At 69.9% G+C, this 16,458-nt stretch carries 21 protein-coding genes and 1 tRNA gene; 7 read left to right on the top strand and 15 right to left on the bottom strand.

Features of this window, described 5'->3' with window-relative positions; genetic code table 11:
- The first annotated feature begins 164 nt into the window (after positions 1–164).
- From SSP29_RS10420 to SSP29_RS10400, 5 genes are all read left to right on the top strand, one after another.
- On the top strand, positions 165–1,643 hold the full coding sequence (locus SSP29_RS10420; protein ID WP_089100257.1) for an FG-GAP and VCBS repeat-containing protein: 1,479 nt from the start codon (positions 165–167) through the stop codon (positions 1,641–1,643).
- Between the two features lie 220 nt (positions 1,644–1,863).
- On the top strand, positions 1,864–3,345 hold the full coding sequence (locus SSP29_RS10415; RefSeq protein ID WP_089100256.1) for an FG-GAP-like repeat-containing protein: 1,482 nt from the start codon (positions 1,864–1,866) through the stop codon (positions 3,343–3,345).
- 65 nt (positions 3,346–3,410) lie between these two features.
- Positions 3,411–3,593, top strand: coding sequence for a hypothetical protein (locus tag SSP29_RS10410; RefSeq protein WP_089100255.1), 183 nt, complete (start codon positions 3,411–3,413; stop codon positions 3,591–3,593).
- Positions 3,594–3,595: 2 nt separating this feature from the next.
- On the top strand, positions 3,596–5,020 hold the full coding sequence (locus SSP29_RS10405; RefSeq protein WP_089100254.1) for an FG-GAP-like repeat-containing protein: 1,425 nt from the start codon (positions 3,596–3,598) through the stop codon (positions 5,018–5,020).
- Between the two features lie 146 nt (positions 5,021–5,166).
- Positions 5,167–6,120, top strand: a complete 954-nt coding sequence (locus tag SSP29_RS10400; RefSeq protein WP_089100253.1) for a Yip1 family protein — start codon at positions 5,167–5,169, stop codon at positions 6,118–6,120.
- Between the two features lie 40 nt (positions 6,121–6,160).
- Here the strand turns inward: SSP29_RS10400 and SSP29_RS10395 are convergent, their stop codons facing one another.
- The 3 genes from SSP29_RS10395 to SSP29_RS58395 form a co-directional block, all read right to left on the bottom strand.
- Positions 6,161–6,667 carry a phosphoribosyltransferase gene (locus SSP29_RS10395; RefSeq protein ID WP_089100252.1) on the bottom strand — a complete coding sequence of 169 codons (507 nt, stop codon included), beginning with the start codon at positions 6,665–6,667 and terminating at the stop codon, positions 6,161–6,163.
- 10 nt (positions 6,668–6,677) lie between these two features.
- Positions 6,678–7,253 (bottom strand): dCTP deaminase, encoded by a 576-nt coding sequence (dcd, locus tag SSP29_RS10390; protein WP_089100251.1) that lies wholly within the window; start codon positions 7,251–7,253, stop codon positions 6,678–6,680.
- 83 nt (positions 7,254–7,336) lie between these two features.
- The gene (locus tag SSP29_RS58395) at positions 7,337–7,495 is read right to left on the bottom strand and encodes a hypothetical protein (protein ID WP_167449893.1); all 159 of its coding nucleotides are present in this window, start codon (positions 7,493–7,495) and stop codon (positions 7,337–7,339) included.
- Between the two features lie 272 nt (positions 7,496–7,767).
- On the opposite strand from SSP29_RS58395, the gene SSP29_RS10385 reads away from it, so the two are divergent.
- A tRNA-Gly gene (locus tag SSP29_RS10385) sits at positions 7,768–7,841 on the top strand.
- Between the two features lie 102 nt (positions 7,842–7,943).
- On the opposite strand, the gene SSP29_RS10380 is transcribed toward SSP29_RS10385, so the two are convergent.
- The 12 genes from SSP29_RS10380 to SSP29_RS10325 form a co-directional block, all read right to left on the bottom strand.
- A complete protein-coding gene (locus tag SSP29_RS10380) occupies positions 7,944–8,666 on the bottom strand; it encodes a DUF5677 domain-containing protein (RefSeq protein ID WP_089100250.1) in 723 nt (240 codons plus the stop codon).
- A gap of 151 nt (positions 8,667–8,817) precedes the next feature.
- Positions 8,818–9,969 (bottom strand): tyrosine-type recombinase/integrase, encoded by a 1,152-nt coding sequence (locus tag SSP29_RS10375; protein ID WP_089100249.1) that lies wholly within the window; start codon positions 9,967–9,969, stop codon positions 8,818–8,820.
- A complete protein-coding gene (locus SSP29_RS55330) occupies positions 9,969–10,181 on the bottom strand; it encodes an excisionase family DNA-binding protein (protein WP_089100248.1) in 213 nt (70 codons plus the stop codon). The genes SSP29_RS10375 and SSP29_RS55330 overlap by 1 nt, the downstream gene beginning before the upstream one ends.
- Positions 10,178–11,455: a replication initiator gene (locus SSP29_RS55325; RefSeq protein WP_089100247.1), complete on the bottom strand. Its 1,278-nt coding sequence runs from the start codon at positions 11,453–11,455 to the stop codon at positions 10,178–10,180. The genes SSP29_RS55330 and SSP29_RS55325 overlap by 4 nt, the downstream gene beginning before the upstream one ends.
- 162 nt (positions 11,456–11,617) lie before the next feature.
- Positions 11,618–11,866, bottom strand: coding sequence for a SpdD protein (locus SSP29_RS10360; protein WP_089100246.1), 249 nt, complete (start codon positions 11,864–11,866; stop codon positions 11,618–11,620).
- Positions 11,867–11,891: 25 nt separating this feature from the next.
- Positions 11,892–12,086, bottom strand: a complete 195-nt coding sequence (locus tag SSP29_RS10355) for a hypothetical protein (protein WP_089100245.1) — start codon at positions 12,084–12,086, stop codon at positions 11,892–11,894.
- A gap of 16 nt (positions 12,087–12,102) precedes the next feature.
- Complete coding sequence (locus SSP29_RS55320; protein ID WP_089100244.1) at positions 12,103–12,294, bottom strand: mobile element transfer protein; 192 nt, start codon at positions 12,292–12,294, stop codon at positions 12,103–12,105.
- 2 nt (positions 12,295–12,296) lie between these two features.
- On the bottom strand, positions 12,297–12,482 hold the full coding sequence (locus SSP29_RS55315; RefSeq protein ID WP_089100243.1) for a hypothetical protein: 186 nt from the start codon (positions 12,480–12,482) through the stop codon (positions 12,297–12,299).
- A gap of 12 nt (positions 12,483–12,494) precedes the next feature.
- Positions 12,495–13,133: a DUF2637 domain-containing protein gene (locus SSP29_RS10340; protein WP_089100242.1), complete on the bottom strand. Its 639-nt coding sequence runs from the start codon at positions 13,131–13,133 to the stop codon at positions 12,495–12,497.
- Positions 13,134–13,221: 88 nt separating this feature from the next.
- On the bottom strand, positions 13,222–14,598 hold the full coding sequence (locus SSP29_RS10335) for an FtsK/SpoIIIE domain-containing protein (protein WP_089100241.1): 1,377 nt from the start codon (positions 14,596–14,598) through the stop codon (positions 13,222–13,224).
- A complete protein-coding gene (locus tag SSP29_RS10330; RefSeq protein WP_089100240.1) occupies positions 14,598–14,954 on the bottom strand; it encodes an SCO3933 family regulatory protein in 357 nt (118 codons plus the stop codon). Before SSP29_RS10330 ends, SSP29_RS10335 begins: the two co-directional genes overlap by 1 nt.
- 170 nt (positions 14,955–15,124) lie before the next feature.
- Positions 15,125–15,916 carry a GntR family transcriptional regulator gene (locus tag SSP29_RS10325; protein ID WP_089100239.1) on the bottom strand — a complete coding sequence of 264 codons (792 nt, stop codon included), beginning with the start codon at positions 15,914–15,916 and terminating at the stop codon, positions 15,125–15,127.
- A 107-nt stretch (positions 15,917–16,023) separates the two neighbouring features.
- Between SSP29_RS10325 and SSP29_RS10320 the strand changes: the two genes are divergently transcribed.
- Positions 16,024–16,431 (top strand): NUDIX hydrolase, encoded by a 408-nt coding sequence (locus tag SSP29_RS10320; RefSeq protein WP_089100238.1) that lies wholly within the window; start codon positions 16,024–16,026, stop codon positions 16,429–16,431.
- Positions 16,432–16,458 lie beyond the last annotated feature (27 nt).

Below are 16,458 nucleotides of genomic sequence, written 5' to 3'. Positions count from 1 at the left end.
CGAACCCGCCCAGCAGCCCCGTAACTCACAGGCGCCACAGAGATTTCACCGAACTCATGTACAACCCTTACTCCTTCACGCGGGTCTCCTGAGCGCCGGACAACACTGACTCCGGCCGTCCGCCGGGTGCGGACGGCCCCCGCATGCCGCAGGAGACGACCCGCATGCACACGTTCCCGCGACTCGCCCTCGCGACGGCCACCGCGGCCGCGCTGACGGGCGGTCTGCTCTCGTTCTCGGCCGCCTCGGCGTCGGCCGCGGACTCCGCCAAGGTCGCACGCGCCGACTTCAACGGCGACGGCATCGGCGACATCGCCACCTCGGCCACCACCGCCTACGTCAACGGCCACAAGGGCGCCGGCCAGGTCGTCGCCCTCTACGGCTCCGCCTCCGGCGTCACCACCGCCAAGCGCACCACCATCAGCCAGAACACCGCCGGTGTCCCCGGCACCGCCGAGGCCGGCGACGACTTCGGTGAGACCCTGGCGTACGCCGACTTCAACGCCGACGGCTACGACGACCTCGCTGTCGGCTCCCCGTCGGAGAAGGTCGGCACCGACACCGACGGCGGTACCGTCACCCTCCTGTGGGGCTCCAAGAGCGGCCTCACCGGCAAGGGCGTCGACATCAAGGACCCGTCGCCGAGCGGTCACGACTACTGGGGGCTGCAGCTCGCCGCCGGTGACTTCGACGGCGACGGCAAGGCCGACCTCGCCGTCGGCAGCTCCGCCGCCACCCTGTGGGTGTTCAAGGGCGGCTTCTCCGGCAGCGGTACGCCCGGCGGCCGGTACACCGTCAAGCCGCCGATCCAGCCGGGCACCAGCTCCTACCCGTACGGCCCGATGAAGCTCACCGCCGGTGACGTCAACGGCGACGGCCGTACCGACCTGATCGTCGACGGGTACGAGACGAAGACCAGCGACCACTGGAACACCAACTACTGGCTGCCGGGCAGCTCCACGGGCCTGACCGTCACCGGCGCCAAGGCGTTGAAGAGCGGCATCGTCACCGGCGTCGGCGACATCAACGGCGACGGCTACGGCGACATCGTCAGCGGCGCCTCCTGGGACGCCAGCAGCGGCGGGACCGTCTTCCCGGACTCCGCCAACGGCGGCCGGGTGGCCATCACCTACGGCAGTGCCTCCGGCCCGGCCAAGGTGAGCATGTTCAACCAGAACACCAGCAACGTCCCCGGCACCTCCGAGAAGGGTGACGGCTTCGGCTGGGAGATCGACCTCGGTGACGTCAACGGCGACGGATACGCCGACCTGGCCGTCTCGACGCCCAACGAGGACATCGGCAGCAACAGCAACACCGGCCAGGTCACCGTCCTCTACGGCTCGAAGACCGGGATCAACCTCGCCTCCGGCGCCCAGTCCTTCGCGCAGAGCACGGCCGGCGTCCCCGGCGACGACGAGAAGAACGACCTCTTCGGCGCGGACATCAAGCTCGACGACGTCACCGGCGACGGCAAGGCGGACCTGGTCGTCGGGTCGTACGAGAACGGCGGCGACGGCGCGGTGACCTACCTGCCGTCCAACGGCTCGAAGATCACCACGACCGGGTCCCGGGCCCTCTCCGCGAGCAAGCTGGGCGTGTCGACGACCGGCACCCCGCAGCTCAGCGCCATCTTCGCCGACTGACCCGCAGGTCGGGAGGGCAACTCCGGACGGCGTACGGGCAGACCCGTGGATCGTACGACCACGGGCCCGCCCGGTCCCGCGTCCTTCCGTCCCGCGTCCTTCCGTCCCGCGCCCGCCCGGTCCGGCTCCCGCACAGAAGTTCCGCACTGCCGCCAGCACTGCCTCCGCGTACCGGCGTACCTCCGGCACCCATGCCGCTGATCTCAGGAGCTCCCGCCCCGTGAACGTCCTCGCGAACGCACCTCACCGCCGCCGCCTCGCCCTCGCGACGGTCACCGCCGCCGCGCTGACCGGTGGTCTGCTGACCCTCTCGGCCCCCGTCGCATCCGCCGCCGCGGCACACGCCTACAAGGCCGACTTCAACCACGACGGCTACGGCGACGTCGCCTTCGCCGCCCCCTACGCCAAGGTCGGCGGCAAGAACATGGCCGGGTACGTCGCCGTGGTCTACGGCAGCGCCTCCGGACTCAACCCCGCCAAGCGCACGGTCGTCAGCCAGAACACCGCGGGTGTCCCCGGCACCGCCGAGACCGAGGACTTCTTCGGCCGGGCGCTCGCCGTGGCCGACTTCAACAAGGACGGCTACACCGACCTCGCCGTCGGCGCGCCCGGCGAGGACAACGGCTCGGACACCGACGGCGGTTCGGTCACGATCCTGTGGGGGTCGGCGAGCGGCCTGAAGAACGGCACGACGGTCAAGGACCCCTCGGCCGCCAAGCACGAGGCCTGGGGCTCGGTACTGGCCGCCGGTGACTTCAACGGCGACGGCAAGGCCGACCTGGCGTCCGGCACGGCCGCGTCGTACGCCTACATCGTCAAGGGCGGCTTCACCAAGTCCGGCACCACCGGCGGCACGCAGAAGGTCCCCACGCCGGACAAGGCGGAGTTCGGCATCGACGCGCTCGCCGCCGGCGACACCAACGGCGACAAGAAGGCCGACCTCGTCCTCACCTACCGCACCGCGCTCACCTCGGACCCCTCGGGCAGCTGGTCCAAGGGCGCCGCCTACCTCGGTGCGTCGGGCGGCGTGGTCGCGACCCAGCCGCGCCCGCTGAACGGCGGCACCTCCCTCGCCCTGGGCGACATCAACGGCGACGGCTACGACGAGATCGCCATCGGCAACGTCTTCTCGAAGGACGACGACCACACCGGCACCCTCGGCGGCCAGGTCGTCGTCATCCGAGGCAGCAAGGGCGGCCCGGTCAACGGCGACGCCCCCATGGCCGAGCTCACCCAGTCCGCCACCGGAGTCCCCGGCACCGACAAGGCCGACGACGGCTTCGGCGGCGCCGTCTCCATCGGGGACACCAACGGCGACGGCTACGGCGACCTCGCCATCGGCGTCGTCTTCAAGGACATCGGCGCGGCCGAGGACACCGGTCTCGTCGTGCTGATGAACGGCTCGGCCGACGGCGTCTCCCGTACCGGTGCCCGGACCATCTCCCAGAACACCGCCGGGGTCCCCGGCACCGCCGAGTCCATGGACTACTTCGGCTCGGACCTCGTGCTCTCGGACGTCACCAAGGACGGCAAGGCGGACCTGACCGTCGGGGCCGCCTTCGAGGACGAAGGCGTCGGCGCGGTCACCGCCCTGCGCGGCAGCGCCTCCGGCATCACCGCCACGGGTGCCAAGTCCTTCGGCCCGGGCACGTTCGGGCTCTCCCGCACGTACGGCGCGTTCGGCACGGGCCTCACCGGCTGACGCATCTCACCAAGGAGACGCCTCCCTTGACGTCGCGTCACCTCACCACCTCACGGGGGCAATCCATGCCCGAGCGCACCACCCTGCTCCTCGCCACGGCCCTCACCACGGGCCTCCTCACCGCCCTGCCCGCCGCCACCGCCTCCGCCGCCCCCTCCGGCCCGGCCGGCGGCTGCAAGACCTTCACCGGCACCACCCTGGGCGGCCCGTCGGGCACCGCCTGCTTCGGCGACGTACTGGAAGGCTGATCATGCGCATCCGCACGGCGGCGACCCTCGCCGCCCTCCTCACCGCGGGCCTCGTCCCGCTGGCCGGCCCGGCCTCGGCCGCGCCCGCCAAGTACGCGGACGACTTCAACGGCGACGGCTACCACGACCTCGCCACCGCCGCCCCCGGCGCCACGGTCGGCGGCAGGACCGACGCGGGCGCGGTCGTCGTCAACTACGGCTCCGAGTCCGGGATCAAGGCGTCGAACCGCACGGTCGTCACCCAGAACTCGGCAGGCGTCCCCGGCACCGCCGAGAAGGGCGACGAGTTCGGCTCGGCGCTCGCCTTCGGCGACCTGAACCGGGACGGCTACGCCGACCTGGTCGTCGGGTCCCGGGGCGAGGACGGCAAGGCCGGTTCGGTGACGATCGTCTGGGGGAGCAGGAAGGGCCTGTCCGGGGGCCGTATCGTCGCCGACCCGGCCCGCTCCTCCCACACCCGCTTCGGCATGTCCCTGGCGGTCGGCGACTTCACCGCGGACGGCCGGGCCGACCTGGCCGTCGGCAGCACCGGCGCCGACGTGCAGATCTTCCGGGGCGGCTTCACCAAGACCGCGGGGGCCGCGTCCCGGACCTGGGTGGTGCCCTCCATGGAAACCGGTGACAGCTACGGCTCCCGGTCGCTGGCCTCCGGCGACATCAACGCGGACGGCGTCGCCGATCTGGTGGTCAGCGGCAGGTTCCGCTCGGGGAGCGGCGAGTGGGTCGACGGCAACCTGGTGTACCGGGGCGATCAGTCCCGGCCCAAGGCGCTGCGGACGCTGGCGGACGGCGGCCGGCAGCGGGCGGTCCTCGGCGACGTCAACGGGGACGGTTACGACGACGTCATCACGTCCGACGTCGTCGTCTCCGGCGACAAGGTCGGGCCCGGCAGGGTCATCGTCTACCTGGGCGGTGCCCACGGCATGAGCCCCTATCCGCCGGCGGTGCTCAGCCAGGACAGTCCCGGCGTGCCCGGCGCCGGCCGGGCGCCGGGCACCTCCTCGTTCGGCGCCGCGCTCTCCGTCGGTGACGTCGACGGCGACGGCTACGCGGACGTGGCGGTCGGTACGCCCTACGAAGGGGTCACCACGGCCCCGCAGACCGGCACCGTCACGCTGCTGCGCGGTTCCGCCGCCAGACTGACCGGCCAGGGCGCGACCCGCTGGACCCAGAACACCCCCGGTGTCCCCGACCTCAACGAGGCCGACGACTTCTGGGGCAGCGCCGTCCGCCTGGCCGACCTCGACGGCGACGGCCGGGCCGATCTGGCGGTCGGCGCCCGGCACGAGAACGGCGGACAGGGCGCGGTGTGGACCCTGCCCGGCTCCGCCACGGGCCTGACGACGACCGGCGCGGTGTCCTTCCACGCGGCGTCGGTGGGCGTGTCGGGGACGTCGGCGCAGCTGGGTTCCCTGTTCGGGCAGTGAGACGCGGGAGGGCCTCGGGGTCTCCCGAGACCTCCTCTCAGGGTCCCCTGTGATTCCCCTTAGGGGATGTCACAGCTCTGCCGCAATGGCGGGCTCGGGCGGCCGAGCCCGCACGTGGTCGCCCCGGACCAGGTACGTTCGAGGACGTGGCTGGATTCAGGATCGGACGCGGCGGCCGGGACGACCGCGCCCCGCAAGCGCGACCGCAACAACCCGCGTACGGGCAGCAGGCGCCGCCCCAGAGCTTCGGGGCGCGGCCGGGGCCGTCGTACGGACCCCCGTCGGCCCCGCAGCCGTCGTACCCGCAGAACGGGGGCGGGCCCGGCTGGACGCAGGCACGTGGCGGCTACCCGGGCCAGCCCGGCGGCGACGGCCCGGAGTACTTCGGCGACGACAACGGCTACGGCGGATACGGCGCCGGCCAGGGCGCCGGCACCCCCGACCCGTACGCGGCGAACCAGCCGGGCCACACCCAGGCCTTCTCGGTCGACGAGGCAGGCGCCTACACGCAGGGCGCGACCTACCACGCCGGGTCGGCGGCGCCGTCCGGCCCGATCGGCCCGCGCCTGCACTGGAAGGACCTGCTGAGGGGGATCGTCCTCGCCCCGAACCAGACGTTCCTCCAGATGAGGGACTACGCGATGTGGGCCCCCGCCCTCATCGTGACGTTCCTCTACGGCCTGCTCGCCGTCTTCGGTTTCGACGGCGCCCGCGCGGACGCGATAAACGCCACCCTCACCAACGCGGTGCCGATCGTCCTGGTGACCGCGGTCGCGATGGTGGTCTCGTCCTTCGTCCTCGGCGTGGTGACCCACACCCTGGCCCGTCAGCTGGGCGGCGACGGCGCCTGGCAGCCGACGGTGGGCCTGTCGATGCTGATCACGTCGATCACGGACGCCCCCCGTCTCCTCTTCGCCATGTTCTTCGGCGGCAACGCCGGCTTCGTCCAGCTCCTCGGCTGGGCCACCTGGGTCGCGGCGGGCGCCCTGCTCACCCTGATGGTCGCCAAGTCCCACGACCTGCCGTGGCCGAAGGCCCTGGGCGCGTCGGCGATCCAGCTGATCGCCCTGCTGTCGATCGTGAAGCTGGGCACGTTCTAGCCGGCGTTCCAGCCTCGGCACCGCCCACGAGAAGGGCCCCTCAGGCGTCCAGAACCTGCCCGGCCCGCTTGACCACCGGCGGCTCGACGCTCCAAGGGAAGTTGATCCAGTCGTCGGTGCGCTTCCACACGTACTCGCACTTCACGAGGGAGTGGGACTTCTCATAGATCACGGCGGACCGGACCTCGGCCACGTGGTCGAGGCAGAAGTCGCGGACCAGCTTCAGCGTCTTGCCGGTGTCGGCGACGTCGTCCGTGACGAGGACCTTTTTGTCGCTGAAGTCGATGACGTTGGGGACGGGGGCGAGCATGACCGGCATCTCAAGGGTGGTCCCCACCCCCGTGTAGAACTCGACGTTCACCAGATGCAGGTTCTTGCAGTCGAGGGCGTAGGCGAGTCCGCCGGCGACGAACACCCCGCCGCGGGCGATGCTCAGCACTATGTCGGGCTCGTACCCGTCGTCGGCGATGGTCTGGGCGAGCTCGCGGACGGCGACGCCGAACCGCTCGTAGGTCAGGTTCTCCCGCACGTCAGTGCCGCTGCTCATGCCCGACCCCTCACACCTGAGTCCGATGGAAATTGAGGTAGGAGCGGGAGGCGGTGGGTCCGCGCTGCCCCTGGTAACGGGAGCCGTAGCGCTCACTGCCGTAGGAGTGCTCGGCGGGGGAGGAGAGCCGGAACATGCACAGCTGGCCGATCTTCATGCCCGGCCACAGCTTGATGGGGAGGGTCGCGAGGTTGGACAGCTCAAGGGTCACGTGTCCGCTGAACCCGGGGTCGATGAACCCGGCGGTGGAGTGCGTGACGAGCCCGAGCCGCCCGAGCGAGGACTTCCCCTCCAGCCTGGACGCGAGATCATCGGGCAGCGAGATGACCTCGTACGTCGAGGCGAGGACGAACTCGCCGGGGTGGAGGATGAAGGGCTCGTCGCCCTCGGGCTCCACGAGCCGGGTGAGGTCCGGCTGCTCGATGGCGGGGTCGATGTGCGGGTACCGGTGGTTCTCGAACACCCGGAAGAAACGGTCCAGCCGTACATCGATGCTCGACGGCTGCACCATGGATTCGTCGTAGGGATCGATCCGTACCCGCCCGGCGTCGATCTCGGCCCGGATGTCCTTGTCTGAGAGAAGCACGCCCCGAGGATACGCAAGGCGCGCGGACCCGCGAAAACCGTGACGAGTCCACGCGCCTCTGTTACTGCTGTTCTCGTCTGCCGTTACCGCTTCTCAAGAGCGACCGGCACGACGCTGCGCAGCCGGGCGCACTTCGGGCACCGCACGAGCCGACCGGGGCCGAGCCGCTCGGCCTGCTGCATCGGGAACGAAGCGGTGCTGAACACGTGCCCTTCGGCACAGCGGACGACGGTCTGTTCCATCAAGTCCCTTAAGTCCCTTCCCCAGGAGCCGCGTCGGGCTTACTGCCGTGACGACGGAAAGCCACATTACGGGATCAAAGGGACGGCTCTCCAGGCGGCACTCCGGCCTACCGGGCCCCTCTCCCACACCTCCACCGTACGCCCCAACTCCGGCCCGGCGCAGCCGGATCCCGCCCCGTGAAACACGCACGGACCCCACGGTCTCGGCGCCGGGGGTCCGTCATGGGGTACAGTGAGCGGGCATTCGGACACCGACTCCGTCGGCGTCTTACGCGGGTGTAGTTTAATGGTAGAACATCAGCTTCCCAAGCTGAGAGCGCGAGTTCGATTCTCGTCACCCGCTCCAGCAGAAACCCCCAGGCCAGTGGCCCGGGGGTTCTTTGTTGTCTAGACCTGTGGGCGGGTGCCGCACCACTAGCGCACCACTGTGGCCAGCCGCACCACTCGGCTACATGATCGCAGGCAGGATTGGGGCCAAGTCGAGATCTTTGGCGACCGAGCGCAGGAACTGCTTGCGCGGCTTGCCGTTGACCATCTCGTCGAAGGCTCGGCCCGCCCAGATCAGGCACATGGCCAAGGTTGCTTCCACCACGGAGGAGGCATCCTCCTTGGGCGTGCTGCGCAGACTCGGAGGCTCGGTCGACCACTCAATGAAGACCGAAGCGCTCGTTGCGCTCGGATGGGAAAAGCTGCAGAGGTAGCGGTATACGGAGTAGAGCTGCCTCGTGGGGTCCACCTCGTCGCACTGTGCCTGGAACTTGCGAAAGATCTCGCTCTCATCGGTTTTCTCGGCCGGCTCACCCTTGATCGCGTCTATGAGGTCCTGTGGCACGTTGAACCCCTTCCGCATGTCCTCGGCGGCGGCTCGGTTCAGTCGTCCTCCCTCAGCAAACACGCCGAGCGCACCGGCGTCGCCCTTTTGCGAAAGCCAGTGCAGGCTGATGGTGGTCTCGAACATGGTGCGGAGCAGAATCAGCGCCTCATGACGGTATCCGTGGTCGACGAGGTTCAGGGACGCCTCCGCAAGACGGTGTACTTCGTTGCACCAGCCATGCCCAATGAGGACGGATCGGTACTTGCGCTGCTTCGTCTCGATGGGCCCGGCCGCACGGTAGTTGGCGATCAGCTTTTCGGCGGCCTCACGGTACTGCTGCGGTGTGACGCTACTCATTTGCCTTCCCGTCTCGAATGGGAGCGTAAGGCTACTTGAGTACGAACACACTGGTTCGCGAATTTTCTCCCTACGCCCTATGCCGCTCCGCCTCGCCAACCGGCCTGCGTGAGGACACGGTTGGCCACCACGCATGTAGTGGGACTTGTCTTCACCGGCTGGTTTGCTGCGTTTGGCCGTGCTCCTGCTTCGCACGTTCGGCGCGCACCATTCCGTCCAGTCCGGCGGCGACCTCTCGTTGCCGCTCGTCATCGGAGTGCTGGTAGATCATCGCGGCTTTCTCGGACGATTGGCCGGCGCGGACCATCGTGTCCTTGAGGGTGGCGCCCGAACGGGTCGAGAGCGTGTGACCGGTGTGACGAAGGTCGTAGAAGCGGAAGCCGTCCGGGAGCCCGACGACGTCGCGGGCGTTGCGCCACTTCCGTCCGAAGGAGGTGCGCCGGAAAGCCGCTCCCTTCTCGCCGACGAAGAGAAGACCATCGGGCCCCTTCTCGGCGTACCAGTCGAGGTGCCGCCTCAGATCCTTGTGGAGGAAGGCCGGGAGGACGACCGTACGGACGCCGGCATCGGTCTTGGTCTCGCCGGGAGCCCGCTTGCCGTTGGTCCGCTCGGGCTCGGCGACGCGGACGCGGATCAGCAGATTGTCGAGGTCGACGTCCCGGCGGCGGAGGCCGGCGAGTTCCTCGGGCCGCATCGGTCCGTATGCGCCGAGATAGACCATGAGGCGCCAGCGGATTCCGATCGCGTCGGCGAGGGCGTCGACCTGGGCGACGGTTGCGATACGGCGTTCGGCGGCTGACTCCTTGCCCGCGGCCTTGATACGGCACGGGTTGCGGCTGATCAGTTCGTCGTCGACGGCGGTTTCCATGATGGCTTTGACGAGGCGGTACGCCTTGGCGACGGTTGTCTTTGCACCGGTTGCACGGAGCCGCTCACTGCGCCACTCACGGACGCGAGGGGCGGTGATCTCGTCCAGGTCGAGGGCGGCTAAGGCAGGGAAGATGTGGACCCTGAGGAGGTCTTCGTACAGGTCCACGGTTCGGACGGACAGTTCCCGCTCTTCGACCCACTTCTCGGCGTACGTACGGAAGTTGACTGCTCCCGCGTCGGGGGCCCGCCAGTCGCCGCGGGTGAGGTCCGCTTCTACCTGGGACAGCCAGATCTCCGCGTCCTTCTTGGTCTCGAAGGTCTCCTCAGCGCGGATGCGTTCACCGTCCGGGCCGAGGTACGAAGCCGTCCAGCGGCCGGAGCGGTACTGACGGACCGCGCCGAAGCGTCTGCGGTTGCCCTTCTTGTTGGCCATCAGGCAGCCCTCCGGACGCCGGTACGGCGAAGCCGGATCGGTTCGACGGTCCGGGCGCCGATGTACTCGTTGACCGCGCTCTCGGGGATGCGTACGTGCCGACCGACCTTCACGTACCGGATGCGCCGTTCCTCGATCAGCCGCCGGGGGAAGCGGGCGGTCGTGCCGAGCAGCTCGGCGACCTGGTCGACGGACAGGTAGCGGTCGGTCATGCGGTGGGTTCTCCTTCCGTTCCGGGGGCTGGTTCGAGGGATGCGGCGAGCCAGGTCTCGGCGGCGCTGAGGCCGGTGCCGGCGAAGACCCAGTGGGCGAGGACGTGCGTCGTGTCCGGCTGCGTGTGGTTGGTCGTCGCTTGGGCGCGGCGCCATTCGGCGCGGGCGTCGCGGAGGGCGCCGAGGGTGGTGGAGTAGCGGCGGGATTTGGTGGAGAAGTGGCCGCGGAAGCCGAGCATGTGGGCCCAGGCCCGCAGGCGGAGGTGTTCGAGGCTCTTGCGGGCGCCGAGATTCCAGGCGGTCCGGATGAGACGGCGGGCGTGGTCACTGATGTCGAGCTGGGCGAGTTCGGCGGCGAACTTCAGCGGCCGGTCGAGAGCTCCCGTGGCTGTCTCGGCGCCCTTGGTGGCGTACTTGGCGATGTAGGCGGCGACGGCCCGTTCGCTCAGTTCCGTACTGGTGTCGAAGTCGGCGGATCGGATGGTGCGGACGTCGAGTTGGCGGCCGAAGGTGAAGGTGTGGGTGCGGCCGCCGAGGGTCGGGCCGTCGACGCGGACCTTGGTGGCGGCGGCCTGGATGGCGTCGGTGAGGAGTTCTGCGGTGGCCCAGGGCGGGGGTGGGGTGTCGCCGCCTTGCGGGCCGTCGAGGCGGATGACGGCGTGGAAGTGGACGGCGCCGCGTCTTTGGTATTCGGCGACCTTGGCGAAGGAGACGCGGGCGTGGTCGCGGAGGCGGCGTTGTGAGAGGCCTGCGCGCTTGGCGACCTCCCGGCGGAGGTAGATCGAGAAGCGTCGCCAGAGGGCGCCTGCGTGGGCGTTCCAGAGGACGGCGGCTTCGTAGTCGTAGGTGTCGGGGTCGAGCGGGGTGCCGAGGGCGTCGTCGTCCTGGTTGTGGTGGGTGCCGCAGCGGCAGGCGCGGCCGTCGGTGCGGCGGTTGTGGACGGGGCCGAAGCCCGGGGCGGTGAAGGTGGCGAAGACGCGAGGGTGCGCGGCGACATGTTCCGGGGTGCCCTTGCCGCCCCGGAGTCCGGTGGTGATCAGGTGGAAGGTGTCGCGGCGGTAGACCTCTGCGCAGGCCGCGCAGCGGGTGGTGCGGCGGTTGTTGCAGCGGACGAGGAGTTGGCCGGCGGGCAGGTCGGTGGAGTCGAGGTGCTGGAGGATGAGGCCGATCTCGCCGGTGGTGGTGTCGAGGTCGTATTCGGTGCGGTGGCCGTCGAGGCGGATGGGGTTGGTGCAGCCGCCGAGGCCGGAGAGTTGGCGGAGGATACCGGGCAGGGTGCCGCCTGCGGCGAGGTTGGTGAGTTCGTGGAGCGGGGGCGGGGTGGTGCGGGTGAAGATGGCTGGCTCCTTCTGGCTGGCTCGGTCAGGAGTGACGGGCCCCGGGGCGGCCGGATGCTTGGCGGTGTCGTGGCCGCCCCAGGGGTCGAGGCGGAGGGTTCAGCGCCGGTTGTGGTCGCGCAGCAGGGAGCGCAGGACCACGGCGGCGATGGCCACGGAGATGGCCGAGACGGCGACGGCGGCCAGGAGCGCGGTGAGGACCACGCCGCCCGTGAGCACGGCGACGACGGCGCCAGTGCTGACGGACACGGCCGGAAGTGCGGAGCGCCGCATGGGGGCCGGGTCGGTCGGCGTGTGGGTGTGTGCGGGCGGCGGGGTGGGGTTGTCGGGGTACTTGGGCAGGAACACGGCCGGGATTTCCTTATCTACTCGTCTAGGCATGTGAGCCGTTTATGACGGTCACGCCGGTACGCGTGCCGGATTCGATGGCGGGGGCGAGGAAGGTGTGGGAAAGCCAGAAGCCGAAGAGGGCGACCAGGACGACGATCCAGGTGCGGACGCCGAGGTACTTGACGGCCGCCCAGGCGAAGAAGCCGAGGACGACGACGAGCGGCAGGTTGAGGGTCACGGGGTGCAGGGTCCTTTCAGCGGACGGGGCAACGGTGGGTGCGGGCGGCGAGTTCGGCGGCGGCGCGGCTGTCGTAGTCGGCGGAGAAGCCGCAGCGTGGGGCGGTGCAGGCGGCGGTGTGTTTCTCGCGGCCCCGGTCGTCGTAGGCGGTGCCGACCTGGACGGGGCCGGTGCGGGTGACGTTGCGGAAGCGGCGGTTGGTGGTCATGGTCAGTCCTCCTGTCGCAGACTGGAGCCGGGGAATTCGTTCAAGATCCGGGCAGCTTCGGCAGCGTCCGACACGCGATCGGCGGCCTCTTCGGCGAGGAGGCGGGCCAGTGTCGGGCGCCCGGTGTCGGCCATCTGGCGAGCTGCGTCGAGGTAGTCGGCGGCTGTGTTGAAGCAGAAGAGCGGCATGGTGCCTCCTGTTCAGACGAGTTGGGCGGCGATGGCTTCGGCCATGGGTGCCGGTACGCCGAGGCGGGCGCGGAGGGTCGGTGTGTCGATCGGGGTACCGGTGCGGGTGTGGTGTTCGGCGGCGACCTTTCGGGCGTGGTCGACCAGGGCGGCCGGCACCGGGACGGGCGGGTGTTCCGGCAGCGCCTCGATGGCGGGTTGGACAGGCGTCGGGTCGGGGGTGATGGCTTCGGGCTCGTGCTCCTGGTCCTCGATGACGTGGGCGCCGATCTCTTCGGTGGCCGCTTTCGGCGCTGAGTGGGCGAGGAGGGTGCCGCCGAGGAAGGCGACGGCGGGCCATCCGGCGACGAGGATGCGTAGCCAGGCGGGGACGTCGTCCAGGTCGAGGAGGCCGGCGGTGGCGACGTTCGCGCCGAGGGACGCGACGAGGGCGATGACGAACCAGCACCAGGCCGCCGCTTTGGCCGTCCCGGAGCGGAGTCGACGCCATGCGGCGACGAGCAACAGGTCAACGCTGATCGGGTAGGCCCAGGCTTTCCACCCGTCCTGTCCAGCCGCCATGGCTACGTCATGGAGGTGGGCGAAGGACAGCGCGGCAGCAATGAGCGCCTGGACCAACACCGCGTCGACACGGCCGAGGTGGACGCGCACGGTCCGGCTCCTTTCGGTTTCGGGCATGGGAGGGGTAGGGACTTGGCGCGAGGCGGTCACGCCGACCGATGCGAGGAAGGGACGACGGTCAGTCGGCCACCGGACGCGGCCGGACGACCGGCGCCGCAGGCTCGACCGGGCGTACGGGCACGTGAGGCCGGAAGGGCTTGAGCGAAGGCAGGTCGGGCACCAGGTGCGCCGCCTCCCGGCAGGTCTCGGCGGCATCGCCGAGGGAGAGGTACGGGGTGCGGATGCGGGACCAGCCGCCGGAGGTGTCGCCCGCGACGGCGAGACCGGGCATCTCAGGAGCGATGGCACAGGCGGCGAAGACCGCTTCGGGGGCGATGTCACCGAGCGCCATCTTGGCGGAGGCTTCGTCGTTGACGCGGTGGCACACTCGGCCGGTGAGCTGGGCCCGGAGCATGGTCGCGCCCTTGCCGAGTTCGGCGCCGAAGCGCTGCCCGCAGACCTCCAGGTAGATGCCGGCCGCGCGGCCGAGCTGGGCGAGGCGGATGAGCTGGGTGACCATCTCGTCCCGCCGTTCCTCGTCCTTGCGGGTCGCGGTGAGGAAGAGTTCGGCCACCTCGTCGACGAACAGGATGATGGGCACGGGGCGTTGGGTCTCCGGCAGACCCCAGATGTCGGAGGTGATCTCCTCGTCCGGGGTGCCGGGCGCGATGCCCTGCCGTTCCTTGATCAGGTCATATCGATCCTCCATTTCCTTGACCAGGACGGGCAGCAACTCGGCAGCTTCGTCCGGGTCGGTGGCGAGCGCCGAGAGCCGGGCGGCGAACGGCGCCAGTTCGACGCCCCGCTTGCAGTCGATTCCGACGAGGGCGACGGGCTGAGGGGCAAGTCCGGCGATGAGGTGCCGGAGGTACATGGACTTGCCTGACAGGGTTGCGCCGAGCGTGAGTTGGTGGGGAACCGTTCGGTAGTCGCGAACGAAGGGCATGGCATCCTCGCGCAGCGCCACCGGCACCTTCAGGAACCCGCCGCCGGTCTTGCGGGGCATGCGCACCCGCCGCAGGACGTCGTAGCCGACGAGCCGCAGTTCCACGACACCCGGCTTCACCGTGGTGACGTAGACGGCATGGACGCCCCAGGCGTGCCGCAACCGTTCGGCCGAGGCGGCGACATCGGCCGGCTCCTGTCCGGGAGCGAGCCGGAGGCGAAGCCGCAGCCCGGTCGAGGTGGGACGGATGATGCCCCGGCGGGGCGGGACCGCCCGGACCTCCCGCCGGGTGGTGGCTTTGACGGCGAGGACCCGCAGCCGGGAGGGCGCGACGGTCAGGCCGCAGGCTTCCATGACGGAGCCGTAGGAGCTGAGCAGGCGGACCGTGGATATCGGGCCGCCGACGGTGGACCAGTAGGCCGCCGGGTGCTTGGCCCGGGTGTAGGCGGCCCCGCAGCCGAGCGCGGCGACAGGACCACCCACCTCCAGGAGCGTTGTCAGGTCGGTCATCAGGCGGTGGCCCCCATGGTTGCCGGGAACGCGGCCGGTGTGACGGCGGCGGCCCGGTAGGCAATGCCGTGGCGCTGCTGCCCGTTGAACACGGACTCCCACGGCCGGGCGACGAGGCCGGGGAGCGAGACCGGCGCGCCGAGGTTCAGCCCCTCGGAAACGCCGCCCTCCGGCACGGTGACCTTGATCAGCGAGGACTCCCCGTCCTCGATGTAGACGACGCCGATGGTCATCAGCGCCTCACCGCTCACGGCGTCCTTGGCGATCTCGCCGGTCTGGCGGTCGCGGACCTTGGGCTCAGGAGCCTCGGTGAGGAGGATCGTGGCGGCGGTGGTCTCCACACGGATGGTGCGCACAGCACACTCCCTATCTACTCGTCTATACATGTAGCGATCTGCGAACCCGATCTCCCGGGCTCACGACGATCACCCTGCCACACAACTTGCCCACTCGTCTATACGAGTATGTGTGTTGGGGTGTACGAGTTCGGAGAGCTGTGCCCGCGCACCACCGCAAACCATGACGATCAGGTCGCCGGAAGCTGATACGACAGGACGTAGGCGTCCGCCGCCATGACCGTGTCGCAGACTTCGACTGGCCGCCCCTCGGTGTCGAAAGCGGTACGGATCAGGTGAATGACCGGGACGCCAGAGGCTAGCCGGAGCGTCTTCACCTCGTCGGGCGAAGGCATCCGGGCGCGGATCTCCTCCTCGAAGTGGTCGAGGCGGTGCCCCAGCTCTTCGAGGCGGGCGTAGATGCCACCAGGCCCGGGGTTGGGTTCGGCGATCTGGGTGCCGCGGGCGATGTCGAGGGGGAGGTAGGAGGTGGCGAACTCGACCGGCCGGCCGTCGAGGAGGTACCGGCGCCGTCGGGCGAGTACCCGCCGCACGGACCCGAGCCGCGTGGAGACGTCCTGGCTGGCCTTCTCTTCCTTCACTTCAAGGCTGTCGACCTGTGGGTGACTGCCGGCCGCATCCGCCTCCACGATGAACGCGGACTTCCCCTGCTCCCGATGCCGCCGGGCGAACCGGTCGGAGGCGAGCCGCCGCACGGGAGGCCGGGGCCGTACGAACACACCCTTCCCGTGCTCTGCATGCACGAGCCCTTCCCCCTGGAGGATGGAGAAGGAGTTCCGGACCGTCATCCGGGACACTCCGTAGTGTTCGACAAGCTCAGCCTCTGAGGGCAGCTTCTCGCCCTCGCCGAATCGCCCACGGTCGATGGCTTCGCGCAGTTGGTCGGCGATCTGCCGGAAGACCGCACGATCGCTCGTGGGGTCGAGATCTCCGAGGAGGCCCGAAGGAAGGGCAGGGCTCACTTGTACTCCTTTAGGTATCTAGACGAGTGGGCGAGTGTTGTTGCTACGGTGGAGAGCCTAGCCAGCCGAGAGGGCCGAGGAACGTGAGCACAGAACGCCCGCACTCCGTGAGCGTCGCCGGGGTCGTCATAGACACCCGCGGCCGTGCCCTCCTGATCCAGCGCCGGGACAACGGCAAGTGGGAACCGCCGGGCGGTGTCCTCGAACGCGAGGAGACCATCCCCGAGGCCCTGCAACGCGAAGTTCTCGAAGAGACCGGCATCAAGATCGCCCTTCCGGCGACTCTGACCGGTGTCTACAAGAACATGACGGGCCTGATCGTCTCCCTGGTCTTCCGCTGCGAGGCCGCCGACGGCACGCCCACCACTGGCGACGAGACCCGCGCACTGCGCTGGGCCACCCGCGAAGAAGTCTCCGAGCTTGCCGACGAGGCGTACGCCATCCGCGTCCTGGACGCGATGGACGCGGCGTCTCCACCTGCGATCCGCGCCCACGATGGCGTGAAACTCGTCTAGCCCGAACCCGCTGCACATGGCGGCCTA

The organism is Streptomyces hyaluromycini (assembly GCF_002217755.1).
Lineage (GTDB): Bacteria > Actinomycetota > Actinomycetes > Streptomycetales > Streptomycetaceae > Streptomyces > Streptomyces hyaluromycini.
Note: the sequence above shows the minus strand (reverse complement) of the source record. Positions and strands in the feature narration are given on the sequence as shown.

Bases quoted from the DNA above. Each gene is read 5' to 3' on its own strand.
- SSP29_RS10420 (WP_089100257.1), top strand. From the start codon at position 165: ATGCACACGTTCCCGCGACTCGCCCTCGCGACGGCCACCGCGGCCGCG.
- SSP29_RS10410 (WP_089100255.1), top strand. From the start codon at position 3,411: ATGCCCGAGCGCACCACCCTGCTCCTCGCCACGGCCCTCACCACGGGC.
- SSP29_RS10405 (WP_089100254.1), top strand. From the start codon at position 3,596: ATGCGCATCCGCACGGCGGCGACCCTCGCCGCCCTCCTCACCGCGGGC.
- SSP29_RS10395 (WP_089100252.1), bottom strand. From the start codon at position 6,667: ATGAGCAGCGGCACTGACGTGCGGGAGAACCTGACCTACGAGCGGTTC.
- SSP29_RS58395 (WP_167449893.1), bottom strand. From the start codon at position 7,495: ATGGAACAGACCGTCGTCCGCTGTGCCGAAGGGCACGTGTTCAGCACC.
- SSP29_RS10380 (WP_089100250.1), bottom strand. From the start codon at position 8,666: ATGAGTAGCGTCACACCGCAGCAGTACCGTGAGGCCGCCGAAAAGCTG.
- SSP29_RS10375 (WP_089100249.1), bottom strand. From the start codon at position 9,969: ATGGCCAACAAGAAGGGCAACCGCAGACGCTTCGGCGCGGTCCGTCAG.
- SSP29_RS55330 (WP_089100248.1), bottom strand. From the start codon at position 10,181: ATGACCGACCGCTACCTGTCCGTCGACCAGGTCGCCGAGCTGCTCGGC.
- SSP29_RS55320 (WP_089100244.1), bottom strand. From the start codon at position 12,294: ATGACCACCAACCGCCGCTTCCGCAACGTCACCCGCACCGGCCCCGTC.
- SSP29_RS55315 (WP_089100243.1), bottom strand. From the start codon at position 12,482: ATGCCGCTCTTCTGCTTCAACACAGCCGCCGACTACCTCGACGCAGCT.
- SSP29_RS10335 (WP_089100241.1), bottom strand. From the start codon at position 14,598: ATGACCGACCTGACAACGCTCCTGGAGGTGGGTGGTCCTGTCGCCGCG.